Source organism: Sinomonas sp. G460-2 (assembly GCF_047759905.1).
Lineage (GTDB): Bacteria > Actinomycetota > Actinomycetes > Actinomycetales > Micrococcaceae > Sinomonas.
In genome coordinates, this window is sequence record NZ_JBKZWT010000035.1 from 1 (window position 1) to 21873 (window position 21873).

Genomic DNA, 21873 nt, shown 5'->3' on the forward strand with positions numbered 1-21873 from the left:
CCTTCCGGGGCGTCGCGTCGCTCCAGGTCGCCGCGGCCATCCCGGCGCCTGCGTGGTCGGGCTTCGACATCCCGCTCCCGTGGGGCTCCCTCAAGATTCACGCGTACGCGCTGTGCATCCTCCTCGGCATCGTCGTCGCCCTATGGCTCACCATGAGCCGGTGGCGGGCCCGCGGCGGCGCGGCGGACGCGATCTGGGACATCGCCATCTGGGCGATCCCCGCGGGGATCATCGGCGGCCGGCTCTACCACGTGTTCTCGTCGCCCGACCGCTACTTCGGCCCGGGCTACAACGGCACGGGAGATCTGTGGGCGATCCCCAGGATCTGGGAGGGCGGTCTCGGGATCTGGGGCGCCGTCGTGCTCGGCGCGGCGGGTGCCTGGATCGGCTGCCGCCGCTCGGGCGTGCGGCTCACGGCTTTCATGGACGCGGCCGCCCCCGGCCTCCTCCTTGCCCAGGCGATCGGACGCTGGGGCAACTACTTCAACCAAGAGCTCTTCGGCGGCCCAACCACGCTTCCCTGGGGTCTTCAGGTCGACCCGACGAGCCCCAACTTCCCGGCCGGGTTCGCCGCTGGCACGCTCTTCCACCCGACGTTCCTGTACGAGTCGCTGTGGGACGTCATCGGGGTCATCCTCATGCTCCTTCTCGACAGCAGGGTGCGCTTGCGCGGCGGCCGACTGTTCTGGTTCTACGCGGGCTTCTACACGATCGGCCGCGTCGGGATCGAGGCGCTGCGCATCGACCCCGCCGAGCAGATCACCCTCTTCGGGGTCACCACCCGTCTCAACGTCTGGACGAGCATCTTCGTGTTCGTGCTGGCCGTCGTCGTCTTCCTCGCGCTCAGCGCACTGCGGGGGCGCGAGGTTGACACGGTGTGGCTCCGCGGGCGCGAACCGATCGCCGAGGCGTCGCCCGGCGATTCCGCGGCTGTTGCGGACGACGGCGCGAGCGAGCCTGCCGAGGGGGCGGCCGAACCCGCCGTGGGCGCCTCGGAGACGGCCGACGGCGGCGCCGAATCGGGGCGCGAAGCGGAGCCTATCCAGCATCCGGACTCGGCCGTCTCGCCATACGGCGACCATGGTAAGGTTGCGTCACACCGAGCCGGCCTCGATGAGCCGCGTCCCGCATCTCAGGACGCGCTGCATTCAGCGGAGGACGACGGCAAGTAGGGCTCAGGCCTGCCTCGCCAACGCACCGGGCCACCGCCCGCGCGCAGCTCGCTCCACAAAGGCGTGGATCACAGGCCGCTCAAGCCCCGTGCCGCCGGCCACTGTGGGTTGGTTCCCCGACGCTGTTCGACGGCGCGGCGCCCACCCTACAATTTCCAGTAATCAGCGCCGTGCTGGGTCAGTCGTGGCCAGCAACGCGGGGCCAACGTTGTCCCCTGTCGCTACATCGATCAGGAGGAAGGACGTTACGTCATGACTCACCCGGCACACGGCACCGCCGTCGAGCTCAGGTCAGGAGGGGTCGCCTCGCCGTTCGAGCGGTTCTCGGCCCTTCCCCCTTCGGCCGGTCTCTACCGTGCGGATCAGGAGAAGGACGCGTGCGGTCTCGCGATCGTCGCGACGCTCCGCGGCGAGGGCGGGCATGACATTGTCGACGCCGCGCTCCACGCCCTCCGCTCGCTCGAGCACCGCGGCGCCGTCGGCGCCGACGAGGGCACGGGCGACGGCGCAGGCATTCTCCTGCAGGTCCCGGACGAATTCTTCCGTGCAGCGGTCGACTTCGAGCTTCCTGCGCTCGGGCAGTACGCCGTCGGCATCGCGTTCCTCCCCGCTGAGGACCGCGAGGACGCCGCGGCGCGCGCCGGCATCGAGGCCCTCGCCGAGTCGGAGGGCCTCACGGTCCTCGGCTGGCGCGAGGTCCCGATCGTCGCCGAGCTCGTGGGTGCGATGGCCCGCGCCTGCATGCCGCGCTTCGCGCAGCCGTTCTTCGGCTCGGCGACGGGAGAGCAGCTCGACCGCAACGATCTCGACGCCCGCGCGTGGCGCATCCGCAAGCGCGCGCAGAACAAGCACGGTGTCTACTTCCCGTCGCTTTCGTCGCGCACGATCGTGTACAAGGGCATGCTCACCACGGCCCAGCTCGAGCCGTTCTACCCTGACCTCTCCGACGACCGCTTCACCACCAAGCTCGCGATCGTCCACTCGCGCTTCTCGACGAACACGTTCCCGTCGTGGCCGCTCGCCCAGCCATTCCGCACGATCGCGCACAACGGCGAGATCAACACGGTCAAGGGCAACCGCAACTGGATGCGCGCGCGCCAGTCGCAGCTCGCGAACCCCCTCCTGGGCGAGGTTCCCGAGGAGCTGTTCCCGATCTGCACGCCCGGCGCCTCGGACTCGGCCTCCTTCGACGAGGTCGCCGAGCTCCTGTGGCTCTCGGGCCGCCCGATCACGCACTCGATCATGATGATGATCCCCGAGGCGTGGGAGAACCACGCGACGATGGATCCCGCGCGGCGCGCCTTCTACGAGTACCACTCGCTCCTGATGGAGCCGTGGGACGGCCCGGCGGCCGTCTCGTTCACGGACGGCACGCTCGTCGGCGCGACCCTCGACCGGAACGGGCTCCGCCCGTGCCGCTACTGGGTCACCGAGGACGGCCTCGTGGTGTTCGCGTCCGAGGTCGGCGTCGTCGACGTCGAGCCGGCCAAGGTCGTCAAGAAGGGCCGCGTCGCGCCTGGCAAGATGTTCGTCGTCGACACCGACGCGGGCCGCATCATCGACGACGCGGAGGTCAAGGCCGAGGTCGCCGCAGCCAACCCGTGGCAGGAGTGGCTCGACGAAAACGTGATCCGCCTCAAGGACCTCCCTGAGCGCGAGCACGTCATTCACACGCCGCAGTCGGTCAACGTGCGCCAGCGGACGTTCGGCTACACGCAGGAGGAGCTCCGCGTCCTCGTGGGGCCGATGGCCCGCACGGGCGCCGAGCCGATCGGCGCGATGGGCTCCGACACTCCGGTGGCCGTGCTGTCGAAGCGGCCGCGCCTCCTGTTCGACTACTTCGTGCAGTCGTTCGCCCAGGTGACCAACCCGCCGCTCGACGCGATCCGCGAGGAGCTCGTGACGAGCCTCAACGGCGCGATCGGGCCCAACGGCAATCTGTTGAGCATGGGCCAGGTCAAGGAGAAGCAGGTCATCCTGCCGTTCCCGGTGATCAACAACGATCAGCTCGCGAAGATCTCGAACATCGAGAACGACCGAGGCGACCGGATCTCGGTCAAGGTCCGCGGGCTCTACCGCCCCGAGGGCGGCGAGGCGGCACTCCGTTCGCGGCTCACGGAGATCTGTGAGCAGGTCTCGGGCGCGATCAACCGTGGCGTCCAGTACGTCGTGCTGTCCGACCGCGATTCGAACGCCCAGTGGGCGCCGATCCCGTCGCTCCTGCTCGTCTCCGCGGTCCACCACCACCTGCTCCGCAGCGCGAACCGCACCAAGACTGCGCTTGTGGTCGAAGCGGGCGACGTCCGCGAGGTCCACCACATGGCGGTGCTCCTCGGCTACGGCGCGTCCGCGGTCAACCCCTACCTCGCGATGGAGTCGGTCGAGGAGCTCATCCGCTCGGGCGACCTCCCCGGCGTGACGCCCGAGGACGGCGTCTACAACCTCATCAAGGGCCTCGGCAAGGGCGTCCTCAAGATCATGTCCAAGATGGGCATCTCGACCGTCGCGTCCTACTGCGGCGCGCAGACGTTCGAGGCGCTCGGCCTGTCCCAGGACCTCGTGGACGAGTTCTTCGCCGGCACGCACAGCCAGCTCGGCGGCGTGGGCCTCGACGTCGTCGCGGCCGAGGTCGCGGCGAGGCACGAGATGGCGTACCCGGCGTCGGGCATCGAACAGCCGCACCGCCCGCTCCTCAACGGGGGCGAGTACCAGTGGCGTCGAGACGGCGAACCCCACCTGTTCAACCCCGAGACGGTCTTCCGCCTCCAGCACGCCACGCGCGAGCGCCGGTACGACGTGTTCAAGGCGTACACGCAGGGGATCGACGACCAGTCGAAGAACCTCATGACGCTCCGCGGCCTGCTCACGTTCCGCGATGGGCTGCGCCCCGCGATCCCGATCGAGGAAGTCGAGCCGGTCTCAAGCATCGTCAAGCGCTTCTCGACCGGCGCGATGAGCTACGGCTCGATCTCGAAGGAAGCCCACGAGACGCTCGCGATCGCCATGAACCGCCTCGGCGCTCGCTCGAACACGGGCGAGGGCGGCGAGGACGTGGACCGCCTCCTGGACCCCGAGCGCCGCTCGGCGATCAAGCAGGTCGCCTCGGGCCGCTTCGGGGTCACGAGCCTGTACCTCACGAACGCGACTGACATCCAGATCAAGATGGCGCAGGGCGCGAAGCCCGGCGAGGGCGGCCAGCTCATGGCGCAGAAGGTCTACCCGTGGGTGGCCCGGACGCGGCACTCGACGCCCGGCGTGACTCTCATCTCGCCGCCGCCGCACCACGACATCTACTCGATCGAGGACCTCGCTCAGCTCATCTACGACTGCAAGCGTTCCAACCCGGGCGCGCGCGTCCACGTCAAGCTCGTCTCCGAGGTGGGCATCGGCACGGTCGCCGCGGGCGTCACCAAGGCGAAGGCCGACGTCGTGCTCGTCTCGGGGTACGACGGCGGGACCGGCGCCTCGCCGCTCAACTCGCTCAAGCACGCGGGCGTTCCGTGGGAGCTCGGCCTCGCCGAGACCCAGCAGACGCTCATGCTCAACGGGCTGCGCGACCGCGTCGTCGTCCAGGTGGACGGCCAGCTCAAGACCGGCCGCGACGTCGTCGTGGCGGCGCTTCTCGGCGCCGAGGAGTACGGCTTCGCGACCGCTCCGCTCGTGGTCTCGGGCTGCATCATGATGCGCGTGTGCCACCTCGACACGTGCCCGGTCGGCGTCGCGACGCAGAACCCGGAGCTCCGGGCCCGCTTCAGCGGCAAGCCGGAGTTCGTGGTCAACTTCTTCGAGTTCGTGGCCGAGGAGATCCGCGAGACCCTCGCGGCGCTCGGCTTCCGCTCGCTCGAGGAGGCGATCGGACGCTCCGAGTTCCTCGACACCCGTGACGCGATCGACCACTGGAAGGCCGAGGGCCTCGACCTCTCGCCGATCCTTGCGGGTCTCGACTTCGACGAGGACGCGCCCCTGCGCAACGTCACGGGTCAGAACCACGAGCTCGACAAGCACTTCGACGTCCAGCTCATCGAGATGGCGCGCGAGGCGCTCACGGATCGCAACCCGGTCAAGATCAGCCTGCCGGTGGTCAACACGGACCGCTCGGTCGGCACGATGCTCGGCCACGAGGTGACGCGCACGTTCGGCACGGACTACCTCGCGACCGACACGATCGACGTGACGCTCACCGGCACGGCCGGCCAGTCGCTCGGCGCGTTCCTTCCCGCGGGCGTGACGCTGCGGCTGTTCGGCGACTCGAACGACTACGTGGCCAAGGGCCTCTCGGGCGGCCGCGTGATCGTCCGCCCGGACCGCACGAACGTCTTCCCCGCGGAGGACAACGTGATCGCGGGCAACGTGATCGGCTACGGCGCGACGAGCGGCGAGGTCTTCCTGCGCGGCATCGTGGGCGAGCGCTTCCTAGTCCGCAACTCGGGCGCGACGGCCGTCGTCGAGGGCATCGGCGACCACGGCTGCGAGTACATGACGGGCGGCCAGGCCGTGATTCTCGGACGCACGGGCCGGAACTTCGGCGCCGGCATGTCCGGAGGCACGGCGTTCGTGCTCGACCTCGACGCCGCGAAGGTCAACACGCAGTCGCTCGACTCGGGCGAGCTCACGCTCCTCGAGCTCGACGACGAGGACCGCGACATCGTGCGGAACCTCATCGCGAAGCACGCCGAGGAGACGGGCTCCCAGCTCGCACAGCGCCTGCTCGACAACTTCGACGACACCGCAGCTCGCATGACGAAGGTGCTGCCCCGCGACTACGCGGCGGTGCAGCAGACCCGGCTGGCGGCCCTCGAGGAGGGCCTCGATCCGGACGGGGAAGAAGTTTGGTCTCGCATCCTGGAGGTGACCGGTGGCTGATCCACGCGGATTCCTGAAGGTTCGGCAGCGTGAAACGCAGCCGCGCCGTCCCGTTCCCGTCCGCATCATGGACTGGAAAGAGGTCTACGAGGCCCAGGAGAACGGCGTCCTCAAGCGCCAGGCGAGCCGCTGCATGGACTGCGGCATCCCGTTCTGCCACCACGGCTGCCCGCTCGGGAACCTCATCCCCGAGTGGAACGACCTCACGTGGCGCGGGAAGGAGCAGGACGCGAGCGAGCGGCTCCACGCGACCAACAACTTCCCTGAGTTCACCGGCCGGCTCTGCCCGGCGCCGTGCGAGACGGCCTGCGTGCTCGGCATCAACCAGCCGGCCGTGACGATCAAGCAGATCGAGGTCTCGATCGCCGAGCAGGCGTTCGAGGGCGGCTTCGTCGAGCCACTCCCGCCGGCGCGCCTCACGGGCAAGACGGTCGCGGTCGTCGGCTCGGGTCCCGCCGGCCTCGCCGCGGCGCAGCAGTTGACGCGGGTGGGCCACACGGTCGCCGTCTACGAGCGCGACGACCGGATCGGTGGCCTCCTGCGCTACGGCATTCCGGACTTCAAGATGGAGAAGGACGTCTTGGACCGCCGCCTCGAGCAGATGAAGGCCGAGGGCACGCGCTTCCGCTCGGGCGTTGAGGTGGGCCGCGACGTGAGCTGGGATCAGCTGCGGCGCCGCTACGACGCCGTCGTCATCGCGACGGGCGCGACAGTCCCGCGCGACCTCGCGATCCCCGGGCGCGATCTCGACGGAGTGCACTTCGCCATGGAGTACCTCGTCCAGGCCAATCGTGTTGTGGCGGGCGACGCCGTCGAGAACCAGATCGACGCGCGCGGCAAGCACGTGGTGATCCTGGGCGGCGGGGACACGGGCGCCGACTGCCTCGGCACCGCCCACCGCCATCAGGCGGCGTCGGTCACAACGCTCGCGATCGGCAAGCAGCCGCCGTCGGAGCGCCCCGGCCACCAGCCATGGCCCATGTTCCCCACGCTTTTCGAGGTCGCGAGCGCCCACGAGGAGGGTGGCGAGCGGACGTACCTCGCCTCGACGGTCGAGTACGTGGGCGAGAACGGGCGCGTGACCGGCCTCAAGGTGGCCGAGACGGAGTACGTGGACGGCAAGCGTCTCCCGAAGGCCGGCACCGAGCGGGTCATCCCGGCCGATCTCGTGCTGCTCTCCCTGGGCTTCACCGGGGCCGAGGAGTCCGGGCTGTCCGGGCAGATCAGCGCACCGTTCGATCCGCGCGGAAATGTGGCGCGGGACGCTGCGTACATGACGGAGACGCCTGGCGTGTTCGTCGCGGGCGACGCCGGCCGGGGACAGTCGCTCATCGTGTGGGCGATTGCCGAGGGGCGCGCCTGCGCGGCCGAGGTCGATCGGTTCCTCATGGGAAGCACCATCCTGCCGGCGCCGGTGGCCCCGACCGATCGGGCCATCTCCGTCCTCTGACACTGACTCGCAGGGCCCCCTCGGGGGCCCTGCGCGTTGTGAGCGCGGCCGCTCCCACCACGAACGGACCGCGAAGTTCATCCCCCAGACATCCACGTTCCCTACACAACCCCTAGGGTGAGGTATATGAGACGAGCGAAAATCGTTGCCACGTTCGGCCCGGCCATCTCGAGCTACGAGAAGACCCTCGCAGTCATCGAGGCCGGCGTTGACGTTGCCCGACTGAACATGAGCCACGGCGACCACTCCGTCCACGACGCCACGTACGAGAACGTGCGCAAGGCCTCGGCGGAGCTCCACAAGGCCGTCGGCATCATGGCAGATCTCCAGGGCCCCAAGATCCGCTTGGGCCGCTTCGTCGACGGTCCGTACGAGCTGGCCCCTGGCGATGTCTTCACCATCACGACCGAAGACGTCCCCGGCACGAAGGACATCTGCTCGACCACGCTCAAGAGCCTCACGGAGGACGTCGCCCCGGGAGACACGCTCCTCATCGACGACGGCAAGGTCGCCCTGCGCGCCACCGCGGTCGACGACGTCAAGGTGGTCACCGAAGTCGTCGTGGGCGGAATGGTGTCCAACAACAAGGGCATCAACCTCCCCGGCGTCGCGGTCAACGTCCCCGCGCTGAGCGAGAAGGACGAGGCCGACCTCCGCTGGGCCCTCCGCCGAGGTGTCGACTACATCGCCCTCTCCTTCGTGCGGGACGCGAAGGACATCGACCGCGTCCACGAGATCATGGAGGAGGAGGGCCGCAAGGCTCCCGTCATCGCCAAGATCGAGAAGCCGCAGGCCGTCGAGCAGCTGCACGAGATCATCGACGCGTTCGACGCGATCATGGTGGCCCGAGGCGACCTCGGCGTCGAGCTGCCCCTCGAGGAGGTGCCGCTCGTCCAGAAGCGCGCGATCGAGCTGGCCCGCCGCTGGGCCAAGCCCGTCATCGTCGCGACCCAGGTGCTCGAGTCGATGATTGAGAACCCGCGTCCGACTCGTGCCGAGGCGTCCGACTGCGCGAACGCCGTGCTCGACGGCGCCGACGCTGTCATGCTGTCGGGCGAGACGAGCGTGGGTGCCTACCCGATCGAGACGGTGCGCACGATGGCGAAGATCATCGAGTCCACCGAGGAGCACGGCCTCGAGCGCGTCCCGGCCCTCGGTTCGCAGCCGAAGACCCGCGGCGGCGCGATCACGCGCGCAGCCGTCACGATCGCGGACCAGCTCGACGCGAAGTACATCTGCACGTTCACGCAGTCGGGCGATTCGGCCCGCCGTCTGAGCCGCCTGCGCCCGCAGAAGCCCATCTTCGCGTTCACGCCGCTCACCTCGACGCTCAACATCCTGAGCCTGTGCTGGGGCATCCAGCCCCGCATGGTCGAGTTCGCGGAACACACCGACCAGATGATCGCCCAGGTGGACGAGTACTTGCTTCGCGCGGGCCTCGCCCAGCCGAACGACATCGTGGTGGTCGCGGCCGGTTCGCCCCCCGGCGTCGCCGGCTCGACGAACGCGCTGAGGGTCCACAAGGTCGGCGACCTCGCGGACGCCGGGCAGCTCCTCGACGGCGCGGCAAAGCCGGCCCGCGAGCAGGTCGGCCCGTGGCCTGTGTCGACCGAGCCGCGACGCCCGAAGATCTGATCTCTCCCTTGCGAGAAGCCGAGAGGCGGCACCCATCGGGTGCCGCCTCTCGGCTTTGGTGGCTGCTGGCCCGCTGAGCCGAGCGCCGCCGTCGTCCGGTGCCGCGCGCCGCCGTCCGACGACGACAGCGCGCGACGTGCGCTAGCTGACCTGGTTGATGATCGTCTCGGCGACCTCGCGCATGCTGAGCCGGCGGTCCATCGACGTCTTCTGGATCCAGCGGAACGCTTCGGGCTCCGTGAGGCCCATCTTGGTCATGAGCAGGCTCTTGGCCCGCTCCACGAGCTTGCGGGTGGCGAATTGCTCCTGCAGGTCGCTGACCTCGGCCTCAAGGGCCTTGATCTCCTCGTGGCGCGAGAGGGCGATCTCGATGGCCGGGATGAGATCGTTCGGCGTGAACGGCTTGACCACGTAGGCCATGGCCCCCGCGTCGCGGGCCCGCTCGACGAGCTCCTTCTGGCTGAACGCCGTGAGGAGCACTACCGGCGCGATGCGCGCCTTGACGATCTTCTCCGCCGCGGTGATGCCGTCCATGACCGGCATCTTCACGTCCATGAGCACGAGGTCGGGGCGCAGTTCTTCCGCGAGCTCGACGGCCTTCTCGCCGTTGTCGGCCTCGCCCACCACGTCGTAGCCCTCTCCGCGGAGGATCTCGATGATGTCGAGACGAATGAGCGTCTCGTCCTCGGCCACGACCACGCGTCGCGTGGCGGGGGCCTTCTCCGCTTTGGGGGCGGCCTTGGGGGCGGGCGTGGGCTTGGCGGTCTTCTCCGACGTCTTCTCGGACACTCGGGCTCCTTGCTGCAGGTTCAGGGTGGAACTACGACGATCCTACCGGTGGGGAGCCCCGCCCGCTTGCGGACGCGGCCGCAGAGATAGGACGGCGGCCTCCGCGGCCTGTAGAGTAGTGCCGCACGTCGGCCCCCGGAAGGGGCGCGAGCAGGCCCGAGTGGCGGAATCGGCAGACGCGCCGCACTCAAAATGCGGTATCGAAAGGTGTGAGGGTTCGAGTCCCTCCTCGGGCACCGTGCAGCCGCGGCCAGGGCCCCTTGGGACCCTGGCCGCGGATGGTTCTACGTCCGGGTGCGCCCGCGGCGGGCGACGGCGTCGATCGTCACCGCTGCGACAAGGACGAGCGCCGTGACCACGTACTTCGCGGGGGCGCTGTAGCCCTGCAGGCCCATGCCGTTGTCGATGGCGGCGATCACGAGCCCGCCGAGCACCCCGTGCAGAGTCTTGCCGCGCCCGCCGAAGAGGCTCGTCCCTCCGATCACGGCCGCCGCCACGGCGTAGAGCACGAGCGTGCCGCCGTCGTAGGAGGTCGAGACCGAGCGGAGCCGGGACGCGTAGACGATTCCCGCCAAGCCCGCCGTGAAGGAGGCGAGCATGAAGGCGAGCGTGCGGATGCGCGCAAGGTTTACGCCGCCCCGTCGTGCGGCCTCGGCGTTGCCGCCGATCGCGTAGACGTAGCGGCCGAAACGCGTGCGGCCGAGCAGGAGCGTCCAGACAGCGAGAACTCCCAGGACCACGAGCAGCACCCACGGCACGCCGCTGATTTCGACGAGCGTTCCGCGATTCGCGTTGCAGAGCAGGACGATCGCGACGCCGGCGGCCAAGACGGCCGCGATCTTGAGGGCGCTCACGCTCGATGGCGGCGCGACGAGTCCGCTCTTCCGGCGGCGCGCGTCGCGCAGCCAGGTCGCGACGCTGAACACCGCGGCAAGGGCCAGCATGACGATCCAGCTTGTGATCGGACTGAGATTGCCGCTGGCGATGTTGTTGATCGTGGTGTTGTTGATGGGCACCACGCCGCCGCTGCCCAGGATGATCAGCATCACGCCGAGCCAGCCGAGTTGGCCGCCGAGCGTCACGACGAATGACGGGAGTCTGAGCCGCGTGATGATGGTGCCGTGCAGGATCCCGATCCCGGCGCACGCCGCGAGCGCGACGCCGATCGCGGCCCACCACGGCCAACCGGTGGACTCCTGGACGAGTTCGGCCATGATGACGCCGCCCACGCCTCCGACGTACCCGATCGACAGGTCGATCTCGCCGAGCAGGAGCACGAAGATCTGGCCCATCGCCAGCATCATGAAGACGGAGCCCTGGATCAGCAGGTTCACGAGGTTGCCGGCGGTGAGGAAGTTCGGGTTGAGGGACTGGAACAGGACTGCGATGACCACGAGCCCGGCGAGGACCGGAAGCACTCCGCTCTCGCCTCCCCGGACCCGCGCGAACGCCGCGCGGAAGTATTCGGGCAGAGACCTCGCGGTGATGTCGGGGTTCAGAGCTAGGGCAGCGTTCCGCCTGGCGGCTGCCGTGGTGAGTTCCTCCTGAAGAGGAGCCGCGACGACAGCGGGATGCTCTTCGACGGCGGGCATTTCGGGGGGTGCCGCCGCCGTGATCTGCGGCCGCGTCCGCTCGGAGGCGCCGGAGGTCATGAGGTCGACCACGATCTGCTTGTCGAGCTCCGTGACCGGCTGAACCTCCACGAGCCGCCCGAGCCTTAGCACGGCGATCCGGTCGGCGACGTGGAACACGTCGTTCATGTTGTGCGAAACGACGATGACGGCGACGCCCCGGTCGGCGAGTTGGCGAATAAGGTTGAGCACAACTTCCGTCTGGGCGACGCCGAGGGCCGCCGTCGGCTCGTCCATGATCACAAGCTTCGAGTTCCACAGCACCGACTTCGCGATCGCGACCGACTGGCGTTGCCCGCCGGACAGCGACGCGACGGGCTGGCGGATCGAACGCACGGTCGTCACGGCAAGGCTCGCGAGCGTCTCCCGAGCCGTGATCTCCATGCTCTCCTCGTCGAGGAGGAGATGGCGCAGCCGTTCGCGGCCCAGGAACATGTTCTGCACGATGTCGAGGTTGTCGCACAGCGCGAGGTCCTGGTACACGGTCTCGATGCCGAGCGCGGCGGCCTCGTGCGGTGAGTTGAACCGCACGGGCTCGCTTTCCCAGAACAGTTCTCCGTCATCTGGGGTGAAGATGCCGGCGACGCACTTGATCAGGACCGACTTGCCCGCGCCGTTGTCGCCGGCCAGCGCGGTCACCTTCCCCGTCGGCACCTCAAGGGTGACGTCGACGAGCGCTTGGACGGGCCCGAAGTTCTTGTCGATGCCGACGAGTCTAAGCAGGGGCCCCGCGTCCGGCCGGACCGTGGTGTCCGACCGGGCCGAGGCTTCCGGCTGAGATGGTGTATCAGGAGTCACGCTTGATCCCGGATCTGTTCGGTCAGTGGATACCGGCCGCGGTGCACGCGTCCTTCACCTGCGAGATGCACAGCGAGGAGACGGTCACGGCACCGTCCTTGACGACCGTGCCCGCCATGTTCTTCGTGGTCACCCACACCGGGGTCAGCAGCGACGAGGCGACGTCGGCCTTCGCCGTGTCATCCGTCGTCTTGCCATTGACCAATGAAGAGGGAACGGCCACGCCGGCCCGCAGGTACAGCGCTGCCGCGGCGGCGGCCTGGGCCTCAAGGTAGATCGGCTTGTACACCGTTCCGCACTGGTAGCCCTTCAGGATGTTCTGCAGGCCGGACAGGGACGCATCCTGACCCGTGGTCGGGAAGGTCATGGCCGGAATCTGCTTGCTCTGCAGGTACGCGATCACCGCGTTGGCGTTGTCGTCATTGGGCGTGACGACCGCGTTGATGCTCGGGTGCGCCGTGTACTGCTGGGCGAAGGTCGTCTGCGCTACTGACGGCGTCCACGTTCCGGCAGGCTCGCCCGCGTTCGTGTACTCGCCGTTGTCGAAGTGCGGCTTGAGCACCCCGTTGTACCCCTGGGCGAACAGCTTCGCGTTGTTGTCGGTCGGATCGCCGTCCATGATCAGGATGTTCGGCTTGGCGACCTTCCAGTCGGCAAGGCACGTGATTTCGCCCTGACCGATCAGCTGACCGACCTTGACGTTGTCGAAGCTCACGTAGGTGCGATCCTTCGAGCCGCCCTTGACGAGCCGGTCATAGTCGATCACCTTGACGCCGCGCGCTGCGGCAGACGCCTCGATGGCGGCGCCTGAACCGGAGTCGAGTGCGTCGACGAGCAGCACCGAAGCCCCGGCGGTGATGTCAGCCTCGGCCTGGGTCTGCATCGTGCTCGCGCTGCCCTGCGCGTTGTCGATCTTGAACTTCGAAGAGTCGAGGCCCGCGGCCTCGAACGCTTGCTTCAGGTAGGGCGCGTCGAAGGTGACGTAGCGTGCCGACGTCGTGGTGTCGGGCAGCAGGACGCCGACCATGCCCTTGCCCTGGGAGGCGAGGGACGTGAGTTGCTTCATGGCCGAGAAATCGGCTGTGAACGCATCCGCGGAGATCTGCGGAACGGCGCCCCCTGAGCTCGGGGCGCTCGACGTCGTGGAGGATGCTCCCTGAGACGAACAGCCGGCGAGGGCTGTGATGGCGAGGGCTGCAATGAAGGTTGTTTCGGCGCTTCGCGCCGAGACCTTCATATGCTTCAACATTTCTTACCTTCTAAGGATTGCGATTGCAGGCGACTTGGCGGGCCCAGGATCTGGGCGTCGTCGCCGGGCGCAGGTCGACGCCGGAGACCGGGGCGACTCTCACCTGCAGGCGCCGAGATGTCAGCATCGAGGCTGACTGGCGGCTCAAGGTCCAGTGACGCGAAATCACGGGTCCTCTCTGATGACGAAGAATGCCTTGCCGGGCATCAAATGTTGCCCGATGACTACGTTGTAGACCCGTAGCCCGTCCTTAGCAAGGCTTCGCGCACGGGCTACGCTGGGGCCCATGGCGGACTTCGTGTACTACGTGGGAAGCAGTCTCGACGGCTACATCGCTCAGGACGGCGGCGGCTTGGCCTGGCTCGAGAAGTTCAACGGCGTCGAGGGCCTGGGGGAGTCGTACCGCAGCTTCGAGGAGGGTGTGGGCTGCGTCGTGATGGGCGGGGACACCTACGAATGGATCCGCGAGCACCACCCCGGCGAGTGGTCGTACCGGGTGCCGTGCTGGGTGTTCAGTCACCACGAGCTTTCGGCGGATGACGGCGCCGACGTCGTCATCGTGCGCGGCGACGTGGCCGAATTCGCTGAGGAGCTGCGGCGGGACGCGGGGGAGAAGGACGTCTACATCGTGGGCGGCGGCGACCTCGCCGGCCAGTTTCTCGCCGCGGGCCTGTTGGACCGGATCGTCGTGACGTACGTGCCCGCGGTCCTCGGCGGGGGCGTTCCGCTCTTTGGCGGCCGCGCGCTGCTCGAGGCGCGCGACTTCCGCCTCGTGGGCCTCGTGCAGCGCGACGGGACCGTTGAGCTCGACTATCGCGTGGCCTGAGGCCGGCGCCCGGGCTAGTCGCCTTCAGGCTCCGCGCGAGTCCGCGACGTGGGCGCATCGCGCAGGAGGTTCGTGATCCGTGCGGTGCACACGCGGCGGCCCGCAGAGTCGGAGATCACGATCTCGTGGGACGTGACGGTCCGGCCGAGCTGGATCGCCGTGCACACGCCGCGAACAATGCCCTCGGAGGCGGCCCGATGATGCGTCGCGTTCAGGTCCACCCCGACCGCAATGCGGCCGGGGCCGGCGTGCAGCGTCGCGGCAAAGGAACCGAGCGTCTCCGCGAGGGCGGCGCTTGCCCCGCCATGGAGCAAGCCCACCACCTGGGTGTTGCCCGCCACCGGCATCGTCGCGACCGAGCGCTCGGCGCCGAGCTCCTCGAAAACAATGCCCAGCTTCGCGACGAGCGCCCCGACTCCGACGTCGGCGAGCCAGTCGCGGAGGTGCTCGGGGACGCGCGCAGCGGCGATCTCGTCCTCGTAGTCCCCCGGGACCCCCGTGAGGCGCCCGGTTCGAGTGTGATTACCGTCCATGCCCACTAGGCTGGCACCCGTGAGTCAAACGAGCAAAGCCGAACCCGCCGTCGTCCATTCTCTGGGGGAGGCCGGGCGCCTTCTGGTCCTCGACGGGCACTCGATGGCCTTCCGAGCATTCTTCGCGCTTCCAGCCGAGAGCTTCCGCAACGCGGAGGGGCAGCACACCAACGCGGTCCACGGCTTCACCTCGATGCTCATCAACCTCGTGCGGGACCAGAAGCCCACGCACATCGCCGTCGCGTTCGACGTGAGCGACGAGACGACTCACCGCAAGGCCGAGTACAGCGAGTACAAGGGCGGGCGCAACGAGACTCCGGCCGAGTTCCGCGGGCAGATCGACCTCATCAAGCGGGTCATGCACGCCCTCGGCATCCGGACCCTTGAGCTTCCCGGCTACGAGGCGGACGACATCCTCGCGACGCTCGCGGCGCAGGGGTCGTCGAGCGGCATGGAGGTTCTGCTCGTCTCGGGCGACCGAGACACGTTCCAGCTCGTCAACGACCACGTCTTCGTCCTCTACCCGCGCAAGGGCGTGAGCGACATTCCGCGCATGGACGCCGCGGCGATCGAGGAGAAGTACTTCGTTCCGCCGGCGCGCTACCCGGATCTGGCCGCGCTCGTCGGCGAGTCCGCCGACAATCTCCCGGGCGTCCCGGGCGTCGGCCCCAAGACGGCCGCGAAGTGGATCACGCAGTACGACGGCCTCGAGGGGGTCCTCGCGCACGCCACCGAGATCAAGGGCAAGGCCGGCGAGAGCCTGCGCGAGAACATCGAGTCGGTCGAGCGCAACCGCCGCCTCAACCGCCTCATCACCGACCTCGATCTCCCGGTTCAGCTCGTGGAAATGGCGGACCCGAAGCCGGACACCGCGGCGATCGAGGCGCTCTTCGACGAACTCGAGTTCCGCACGCTGCGCACGCGCGTGTACGAGATCTTCGAGACCGCGCCCGAGGCGACGAGCGAGGACGTGTTCGAGGTCCCGGAGGCGTCGCAGCCCTCCGCGGACGAACTCGCCGAAGCGCTCTCCCGGCTGGGCGCGGCGGCCCACGGCGCGCCGATCGCCGTCGCGGTCCGCGCGGAGCCGGCGGGGGAGCGGCAGGAGGCCACCGCCGTCGCCCTCGTCGCGCATGGGGCCGCTGTCTACGTACCGCTCGACGGCGCGTTCCCGCCCGCCCTTGCGGAGTGGCTCGCGGACACCGCGGTGCCGAAGGCCCTGCACGAATACAAAGAGGCGGCCAAGGCTCTGCGTGCCGTCGGTGTGGAGCTCGGGGGTGTCGTCGACGACGTCTCGATCTCGGGCTACCTCATCGAGCCGGACCGTCGCAGCTACGCGCTCGCGGACCTCGCCCAGCACCACCTCGACATCCAGCTCGGCGCGGCCCCGGCGGCGGGGCAGCTCGCGCTCTCCTTCGAGGAGGACGGCGAGGCCCTCCGCGCGCTCGTGCGCGAGGCGGCCGTGGTTCGCGCCCTCAACGTCGACTTCGCGCCGCGACTCGCCGAGGTCGGTGCCGCGGCACTCCTGGCCGATATGGAGCTCCCGCTCGCGCGCGTCCTGCTCGACATGGAGTGGGCCGGCATCGCCGTCTCGACCCAGCAGATCGACGCGCTCATGGACGATCTGGGCCGTGCGAGCGAGGAGGCCGCCGAGAAGGCCTACGCCGCGATCGGCCACGAGGTGAACCTCGGCTCTCCCAAGCAGCTCCAGACGGTCCTCTTCGAGGAGCTCGAGCTCCCCAGGACGAAAAAGATCAAGACCGGCTACACGACGGACGCCGCGTCGCTCAAGGAGCTGCTCGACAAGACCGGGCATCCGTTCCTCGAGGGCCTCATGGCGCACCGCGAGTCGAGCAAGCTCCGCCAGATGGTCGAGACGCTCAAGAAGTCCGTCACGGCCGATTCGCGGATCCACACGACGTACGCGCAGAACATCGCCGCGACCGGACGGCTGTCCTCCAACAACCCGAACCTCCAGAACATCCCGATCCGCTCCGAGGAGGGGCGCCGCGTCCGGGACGTGTTCGTGGTCGGGGAGGGCTACGAGTCGCTCCTCTCCGCCGACTACTCGCAGATCGAGATGCGGATCATGGCGCACCTCTCGAGCGACGCGGGCCTCATCCAGGCCTACCGCGAGGGCGAGGACCTGCACCGCTTCGTCGGCGCACGGATCTTCCACGTCGAGCCTGAGGACGTGACGTCGGAGATGCGCTCGAAGGTCAAGGCGATGTCCTACGGACTCGCGTACGGGCTCACGTCGTTCGGGCTCTCGAAGCAGCTCGAGATCTCCGTGGACGAGGCGCGGACGCTCATGAAGGATTACTTCGATCGCTTCGGCGGGGTCCGCGACTACCTGCGAGGAGTGGTCGAGGAGGCCCGCAAGGACGGCTACACGTCCACGATCTTCGGGCGCCGCCGGTACCTCCCGGACCTCAACAGCACAGACCGCGCGCGCCGCGAGCTCGCGGAGCGCATCGCCCTCAACTCGCCGATCCAGGGCTCGGCCGCGGACATCATCAAGCGCGCGATGCTCGGGGTCGAGCAGGAACTCCACGCGCGCGGGCTCGGCTCGCGTCTCCTCCTGCAGATCCACGACGAGCTCGTGGTCGAGGTGGCGCCGGGCGAGGAGGACGCCGTGCGGGATGTCGTGGTGAGCCGCATGGGCTCGGCGGCCGAGCTGTTCGTCCCGCTCGACGTGCAGGTCGGCGTGGGCCGCACGTGGAATGAAGCCGGGCACTGAGCACAGACGGGGGAACATGACGCAGGGGGACCAGCACATGGGTGACTACGACGTGCGCCGCTTCCGCGCGGCCCTTCCGGGCGAAGACGGGTACGACCAGACGCGCGCGTGGATCCGGGCCGTAGGTGCCGGCTTCTACGAGAAGCGACGCTCGGACGAGTACGTGGCCAAATCGGCCGGCTCGCTCGTGGCCGACCGGCGGGAGATCACGGGCGCCTACCAGAAGGGCCCCGTTCCGGCGGGGGCGCTCGGCCCTGACTTTCCCGTCGCGACGTTCGCGACGTTCCGCAAGACGCTCAACGTCGGCTACGGCGTGCTCGTGCCAGCCCACCTCATCACGGCGGTCACCGTGCGGCCGAGTCACCGCAGGCGGGGGCTCCTGCGGCGCCTCATGAGCGAGGACCTCACCCGAGCGAAGCACGACGGCGTGGCCGTCGCCGCGCTCACGGCCTCTGAGGCGTCGATCTATCGTCGATTTGGCTTCGGCGTCGCGACCGCCGAACGCCGCATCACCGTGACGACGGGTGCGCGGTTCCGCCTCGCCGTTCCGACCGACGGCCGCGTCGAATCGGGCGACCCCGCCGTCCTGCTCGAACTCGCCCCGCGCATCTTCGCGCGCGTCCACCGGGCGACGCCCGGCTCGATCGACCGGCAGGAGCGTTACCGGCTCGCGGCCGGCGGTCAGTGGGACAGGGACGGCGGCGAGGATGCGACGCTGCGCGCGGCGCTGCACTTCGGGCCGGACGGCGAGCCCGACGGCTACGTGACCTACGCGTTCCGCGGCTGGGAGCACGAGCCGTACACGATGGACGTCAGCGACCTCGTTGCCGCCACGCCCGAGGCCTATCTCGCGCTCTGGGATTTTCTCGGCTCCCTCGATCTCATCCGCCGAGTCTCGTGGGCGGCCGCGCCCGTGGACGATCCGCTCGCGTGGGCGCTTGAGGATCCGCGCGTGATCCACGCCGAGGCTGGCCAGGACATGCTGTGGCTCCGCATCCTCGACGTGCCGGCGGCCATGGCTGCGCGCCGCTATGGGGCGGATGGGGAGCTCGTGCTCGACGTCGTGGACGGGCTCGGGCTGGCCGGGGGGCGCTTCCGTGTGCGGGTCGAGGGCGGGATAGCGACCGTATCCGATGCCGACGGCGCGCCGGCCGATCTCACGGTGGACGTGGCGGAACTCGGGTCGATGTACGTCGGTGGCGTTCGGGCGACTACCCTTAGGGAGGCAGGCCGTATCGCCCAGGCGGGTCCCGGTGCCGCCCTCGCGGCGGAGCGGATGTTCGCCGTCGAACGCCCGGCCCACTGCTCTACCCACTTCTGAGCCGATCCCCCCACCGACTTGGAGCGTCATGCCCCCCACGCTGCCGCGCGTTGCGCGGCGAGCAGTCCTCGCGGCGATGGGTGCCTCCATTGCTGCCCTTGCCACGAGCTGCGAAGGCCCGCAGGACGCCGGTCCCACCGTCGCCGCTCCGCAGGCGCTCCTGCCTGAGGCGAGCGAGTCGCCGTCGCCCTCCCCGGCGCCCACGGCCGCCAAGCCCGCGCCGCACGAGTTCAGCGCCGCGGACCGCAAGGCGATCGAGGCGCGCTTCGCGGGGCGCGCTCCGCACGACTGGGGCCTCGCCATCCCGGGCCTCGTGACCAAGACCATGACGTCCGCTGTCGCCCTCACCTTCGACGCGTGCGGCGGCCCTGGGGGAACCGGTCTCGACAAGCCGCTCATCGATACCCTCCGGAAGCTGCACGTCCCCGCGACGCTCTTCCTCAACTCCCGGTGGATCCAGGCGAACCAGTCGCTCAGTGCCGAACTCGCTGCCGACCCCCTCTTTGAGATCGGGAACCACGGTACGGCCCACGTCCCGCTCTCCGTAACGGGCCGCAGCGCCTATGGGATCCACGGCACGGGGTCCATTGGCGCGGTGCTCGACGAACTGCTCGGAAACGCCCCCCACGTGCATGCCCTCGCGGGCTCTCCCGTGCCCTGGTTCCGGCCGGGAACCGCCTACTACGACGACGTCGCCGCGGCGATCACCTCCGCGGTCGGGCTCGTGCCGGTCAACTTCGCGGTCAACGCCGACGCGGGGGCGACGCTCCCGGCGCCAAAGGTCTCGTCGATCCTCGGGGGAGTGCGGCCCGGGGACATCGTGATCAGCCACATGAACCGGCCAGGCTCGGGCACGTCGGGCGGCTATGCGGAGGCACTGCCGGCCCTCCTTGGGAAGGGTATCCACTTCACGACCCTGAGCCAGTCAGGGCTCTCGGTCCCCGGCATCCCGGCGCCCGCGTAGCGCTCGTCGTCGTTTTGACCCGCTTTGCGGCGCCAGACTAAACTGGACGGGCGCGTAGTGCGCAGCGTTCCAATCCAACTTTCAGGATGTCTGGCCCATGCCTGACTGCCTGACCGACCAACAATCCACATCGGAGCCCCTACTACATGACCATCACCTCCGCCGAGAAGTCCGGCACCCCGCAGGTCGCGATCAACGACATTGGCTCTGCCGAGGACTTCCTCGCCGCCGTCGATGCCACCATCAAGTACTTCAACGACGGCGACCTTGTTGAGGGTACCGTCGTCAAGGTTGACCGCGACGAGGTCCTGCTCGACATCGGGTACAAGACCGAGGGCGTCATCCCCTCCCGTGAGCTTTCCATCAAGCACGACGTCGACCCGGGCGAGGTCGTGTCCGTGGGCGATCAGGTCGAGGCCCTCGTCCTCACCAAGGAGGACAAGGAAGGCCGCCTGATCCTGTCGAAGAAGCGTGCGCAGTACGAGCGCGCGTGGGGCGACATCGAGAAGATCAAGGAGGAGGACGGCGTCGTCACCGGCACCGTCATCGAGGTCGTCAAGGGTGGCCTCATCCTCGACATCGGTCTCCGCGGCTTCCTCCCGGCTTCGCTTGTCGAGATGCGCCGCGTCCGCGACCTGGCGCCGTACATCGGCCAGAAGCTCGAGGCCAAGATCATCGAGCTCGACAAGAACCGCAACAACGTGGTCCTGTCCCGCCGTGCGTGGCTCGAGCAGACCCAGTCCGAGGTCCGCTCGACGTTCCTCAACAAGCTCGAGAAGGGCCAGGTCCGCACGGGCGTCGTCTCCTCGATCGTCAACTTCGGTGCGTTCGTGGACCTCGGCGGCGTCGACGGCCTCGTGCACGTCTCGGAGCTGTCCTGGAAGCACATCGACCACCCCTCCGAGGTTGTCGAGGTCGGCCAGGAGGTCACGGTCGAGGTTCTCGAGGTGGACCTCGAGCGCGAGCGCGTTTCGCTCTCGCTCAAGGCGACGCAGGAGGATCCGTGGCAGACGTTCGCCCGGACCCACGCGCTCGGCCAGGTCGTCCCGGGCAAGGTCACGAAGCTTGTTCCGTTCGGCGCGTTCGTCCGCGTCGAGGACGGCATCGAGGGTCTCGTGCACATCTCCGAGCTCGCCGAGCGTCACGTTGACCTCGCCGAGCAGGTCGTTTCGGTCGGGGACGAGATCTTCGTCAAGGTCATCGACATCGACCTCGAGCGCCGCCGCATCTCCCTGTCGCTCAAGCAGGCCAACGAGGGCGTGGACCCGGACTCGACCGAGTTCGACCCGGCGCTCTACGGCATGGCCGCCGAGTACGACGACGAGGGCAACTACAAGTACCCGGAGGGCTTCGACCCGGAGTCCAACGAGTGGCTCGAGGGCTACGAGACGCAGCGCGCCGCGTGGGAGCAGCAGTACGCCGACGCCCAGGCTCGCTGGGAGGCGCACAAGAAGCAGGTCGCGCAGCACCTCGCCGACGACGCCGCCGCGGCGTCGGGTGGCCGCGAGGCGGCTCCGACGAGCTACTCCTCCGAGGCTCCGGCCGTCGAGAGCGGCACCCTCGCCTCGGATGAGGCCCTTGCCGCGCTTCGCGAGAAGCTCACCGGCAACTGATCGAGCCTAGGGGCTGGCCTCACCGGCCGGCTCCCGGCAACTGACCCCGCGCGGCTGAGGCCGCACGGATCACACCGCACGAAAGGCGGGCTCTGCGAAGGCAGGGCCCGCCCTTCGCGTTGTGGGGTCTTGTCCCGGGGGTTGCGGGGTCCTTGGCCAATGTCATGACGTTGGCCCCACAACGGGGCGGACGGGACCCCGCAACGGCCGTGAACTGCTCCCCGCAACTAGCGGAGGTCGACCCAGGACGATCCGAGCTCCGCGGCCGTGGACCCGCCGGCCGTGAGGCTCG

At 69.0% G+C, this 21873-nt stretch carries 14 protein-coding genes and 1 tRNA gene; 11 read left to right on the top strand and 4 right to left on the bottom strand.

The genetic code is table 11. The features are described from left to right. From lgt to pyk, 4 genes are all read left to right on the top strand, one after another. Positions 1-1172: prolipoprotein diacylglyceryl transferase (gene lgt, locus ACLN58_RS05900; protein ID WP_415854341.1), on the top strand; the 1172-nt coding region annotated here is incomplete at its 5' end. Positions 1173-1424: 252 nt separating this feature from the next. After that, entirely contained in the window at positions 1425-6035 is a 4611-nt protein-coding gene (gene gltB, locus ACLN58_RS05905) for a glutamate synthase large subunit (RefSeq protein ID WP_415854342.1), read from the top strand. After that, positions 6028-7485 carry a glutamate synthase subunit beta gene (locus ACLN58_RS05910; RefSeq protein ID WP_415854343.1) on the top strand — a complete coding sequence of 486 codons (1458 nt, stop codon included), beginning with the start codon at positions 6028-6030 and terminating at the stop codon, positions 7483-7485. The genes gltB and ACLN58_RS05910 overlap by 8 nt, the downstream gene beginning before the upstream one ends. Positions 7486-7611: 126 nt before the next feature. Continuing rightward, complete coding sequence (gene pyk, locus ACLN58_RS05915) at positions 7612-9120, top strand: pyruvate kinase (RefSeq protein ID WP_415854344.1); 1509 nt, start codon at positions 7612-7614, stop codon at positions 9118-9120. 141 nt (positions 9121-9261) lie between these two features. Here pyk and ACLN58_RS05920 read toward each other — a convergent pair whose 3' ends face one another. Beyond that, a complete protein-coding gene (locus ACLN58_RS05920) occupies positions 9262-9819 on the bottom strand; it encodes an ANTAR domain-containing response regulator (RefSeq protein ID WP_415854354.1) in 558 nt (185 codons plus the stop codon). Positions 9820-10063: 244 nt separating this feature from the next. Between ACLN58_RS05920 and ACLN58_RS05925 the strand changes: the two genes are divergently transcribed. After that, positions 10064-10145, top strand: a tRNA-Leu gene (locus ACLN58_RS05925). A gap of 48 nt (positions 10146-10193) precedes the next feature. Here the strand turns inward: ACLN58_RS05925 and ACLN58_RS05930 are convergent. Beyond that, positions 10194-12338 (bottom strand): ABC transporter permease subunit, encoded by a 2145-nt coding sequence (locus tag ACLN58_RS05930; RefSeq protein ID WP_415854345.1) that lies wholly within the window; start codon positions 12336-12338, stop codon positions 10194-10196. Between the two features lie 22 nt (positions 12339-12360). After that, a complete protein-coding gene (locus ACLN58_RS05935) occupies positions 12361-13404 on the bottom strand; it encodes a sugar ABC transporter substrate-binding protein (RefSeq protein ID WP_415854346.1) in 1044 nt (347 codons plus the stop codon). Positions 13405-13610: 206 nt separating this feature from the next. Between ACLN58_RS05935 and ACLN58_RS05940 the strand changes: the two genes are divergently transcribed. Both ACLN58_RS05940 and ACLN58_RS05945 read left to right on the top strand, forming a co-directional pair. Then, positions 13611-13745, top strand: coding sequence for a hypothetical protein (locus ACLN58_RS05940; protein WP_415854347.1), 135 nt, complete (start codon positions 13611-13613; stop codon positions 13743-13745). A gap of 128 nt (positions 13746-13873) precedes the next feature. Then, positions 13874-14413 carry a dihydrofolate reductase family protein gene (locus ACLN58_RS05945; protein WP_415854348.1) on the top strand — a complete coding sequence of 180 codons (540 nt, stop codon included), beginning with the start codon at positions 13874-13876 and terminating at the stop codon, positions 14411-14413. 14 nt (positions 14414-14427) lie between these two features. Here ACLN58_RS05945 and ACLN58_RS05950 read toward each other — a convergent pair whose 3' ends face one another. Continuing rightward, positions 14428-14946: a hotdog fold thioesterase gene (locus tag ACLN58_RS05950; protein WP_415854349.1), complete on the bottom strand. Its 519-nt coding sequence runs from the start codon at positions 14944-14946 to the stop codon at positions 14428-14430. On the opposite strand from ACLN58_RS05950, the gene polA reads away from it, so the two are divergent. The 4 genes from polA (at position 14945) to rpsA (ending at position 21581) form a co-directional block, all read left to right on the top strand. Next, positions 14945-17683 (top strand): DNA polymerase I, encoded by a 2739-nt coding sequence (gene polA / locus ACLN58_RS05955; protein WP_415854350.1) that lies wholly within the window; start codon positions 14945-14947, stop codon positions 17681-17683. The two genes, ACLN58_RS05950 and polA, sit on opposite strands and share 2 nt — an antisense overlap. 16 nt (positions 17684-17699) lie before the next feature. Continuing rightward, positions 17700-19004, top strand: coding sequence for a GNAT family N-acetyltransferase (locus ACLN58_RS05960; RefSeq protein ID WP_415854351.1), 1305 nt, complete (start codon positions 17700-17702; stop codon positions 19002-19004). 28 nt (positions 19005-19032) lie between these two features. Next, positions 19033-19968: a polysaccharide deacetylase family protein gene (locus ACLN58_RS05965; RefSeq protein ID WP_415854352.1), complete on the top strand. Its 936-nt coding sequence runs from the start codon at positions 19033-19035 to the stop codon at positions 19966-19968. Between the two features lie 146 nt (positions 19969-20114). After that, entirely contained in the window at positions 20115-21581 is a 1467-nt protein-coding gene (gene rpsA, locus ACLN58_RS05970; RefSeq protein WP_415854353.1) for a 30S ribosomal protein S1, read from the top strand. Positions 21582-21873 lie beyond the last annotated feature (292 nt).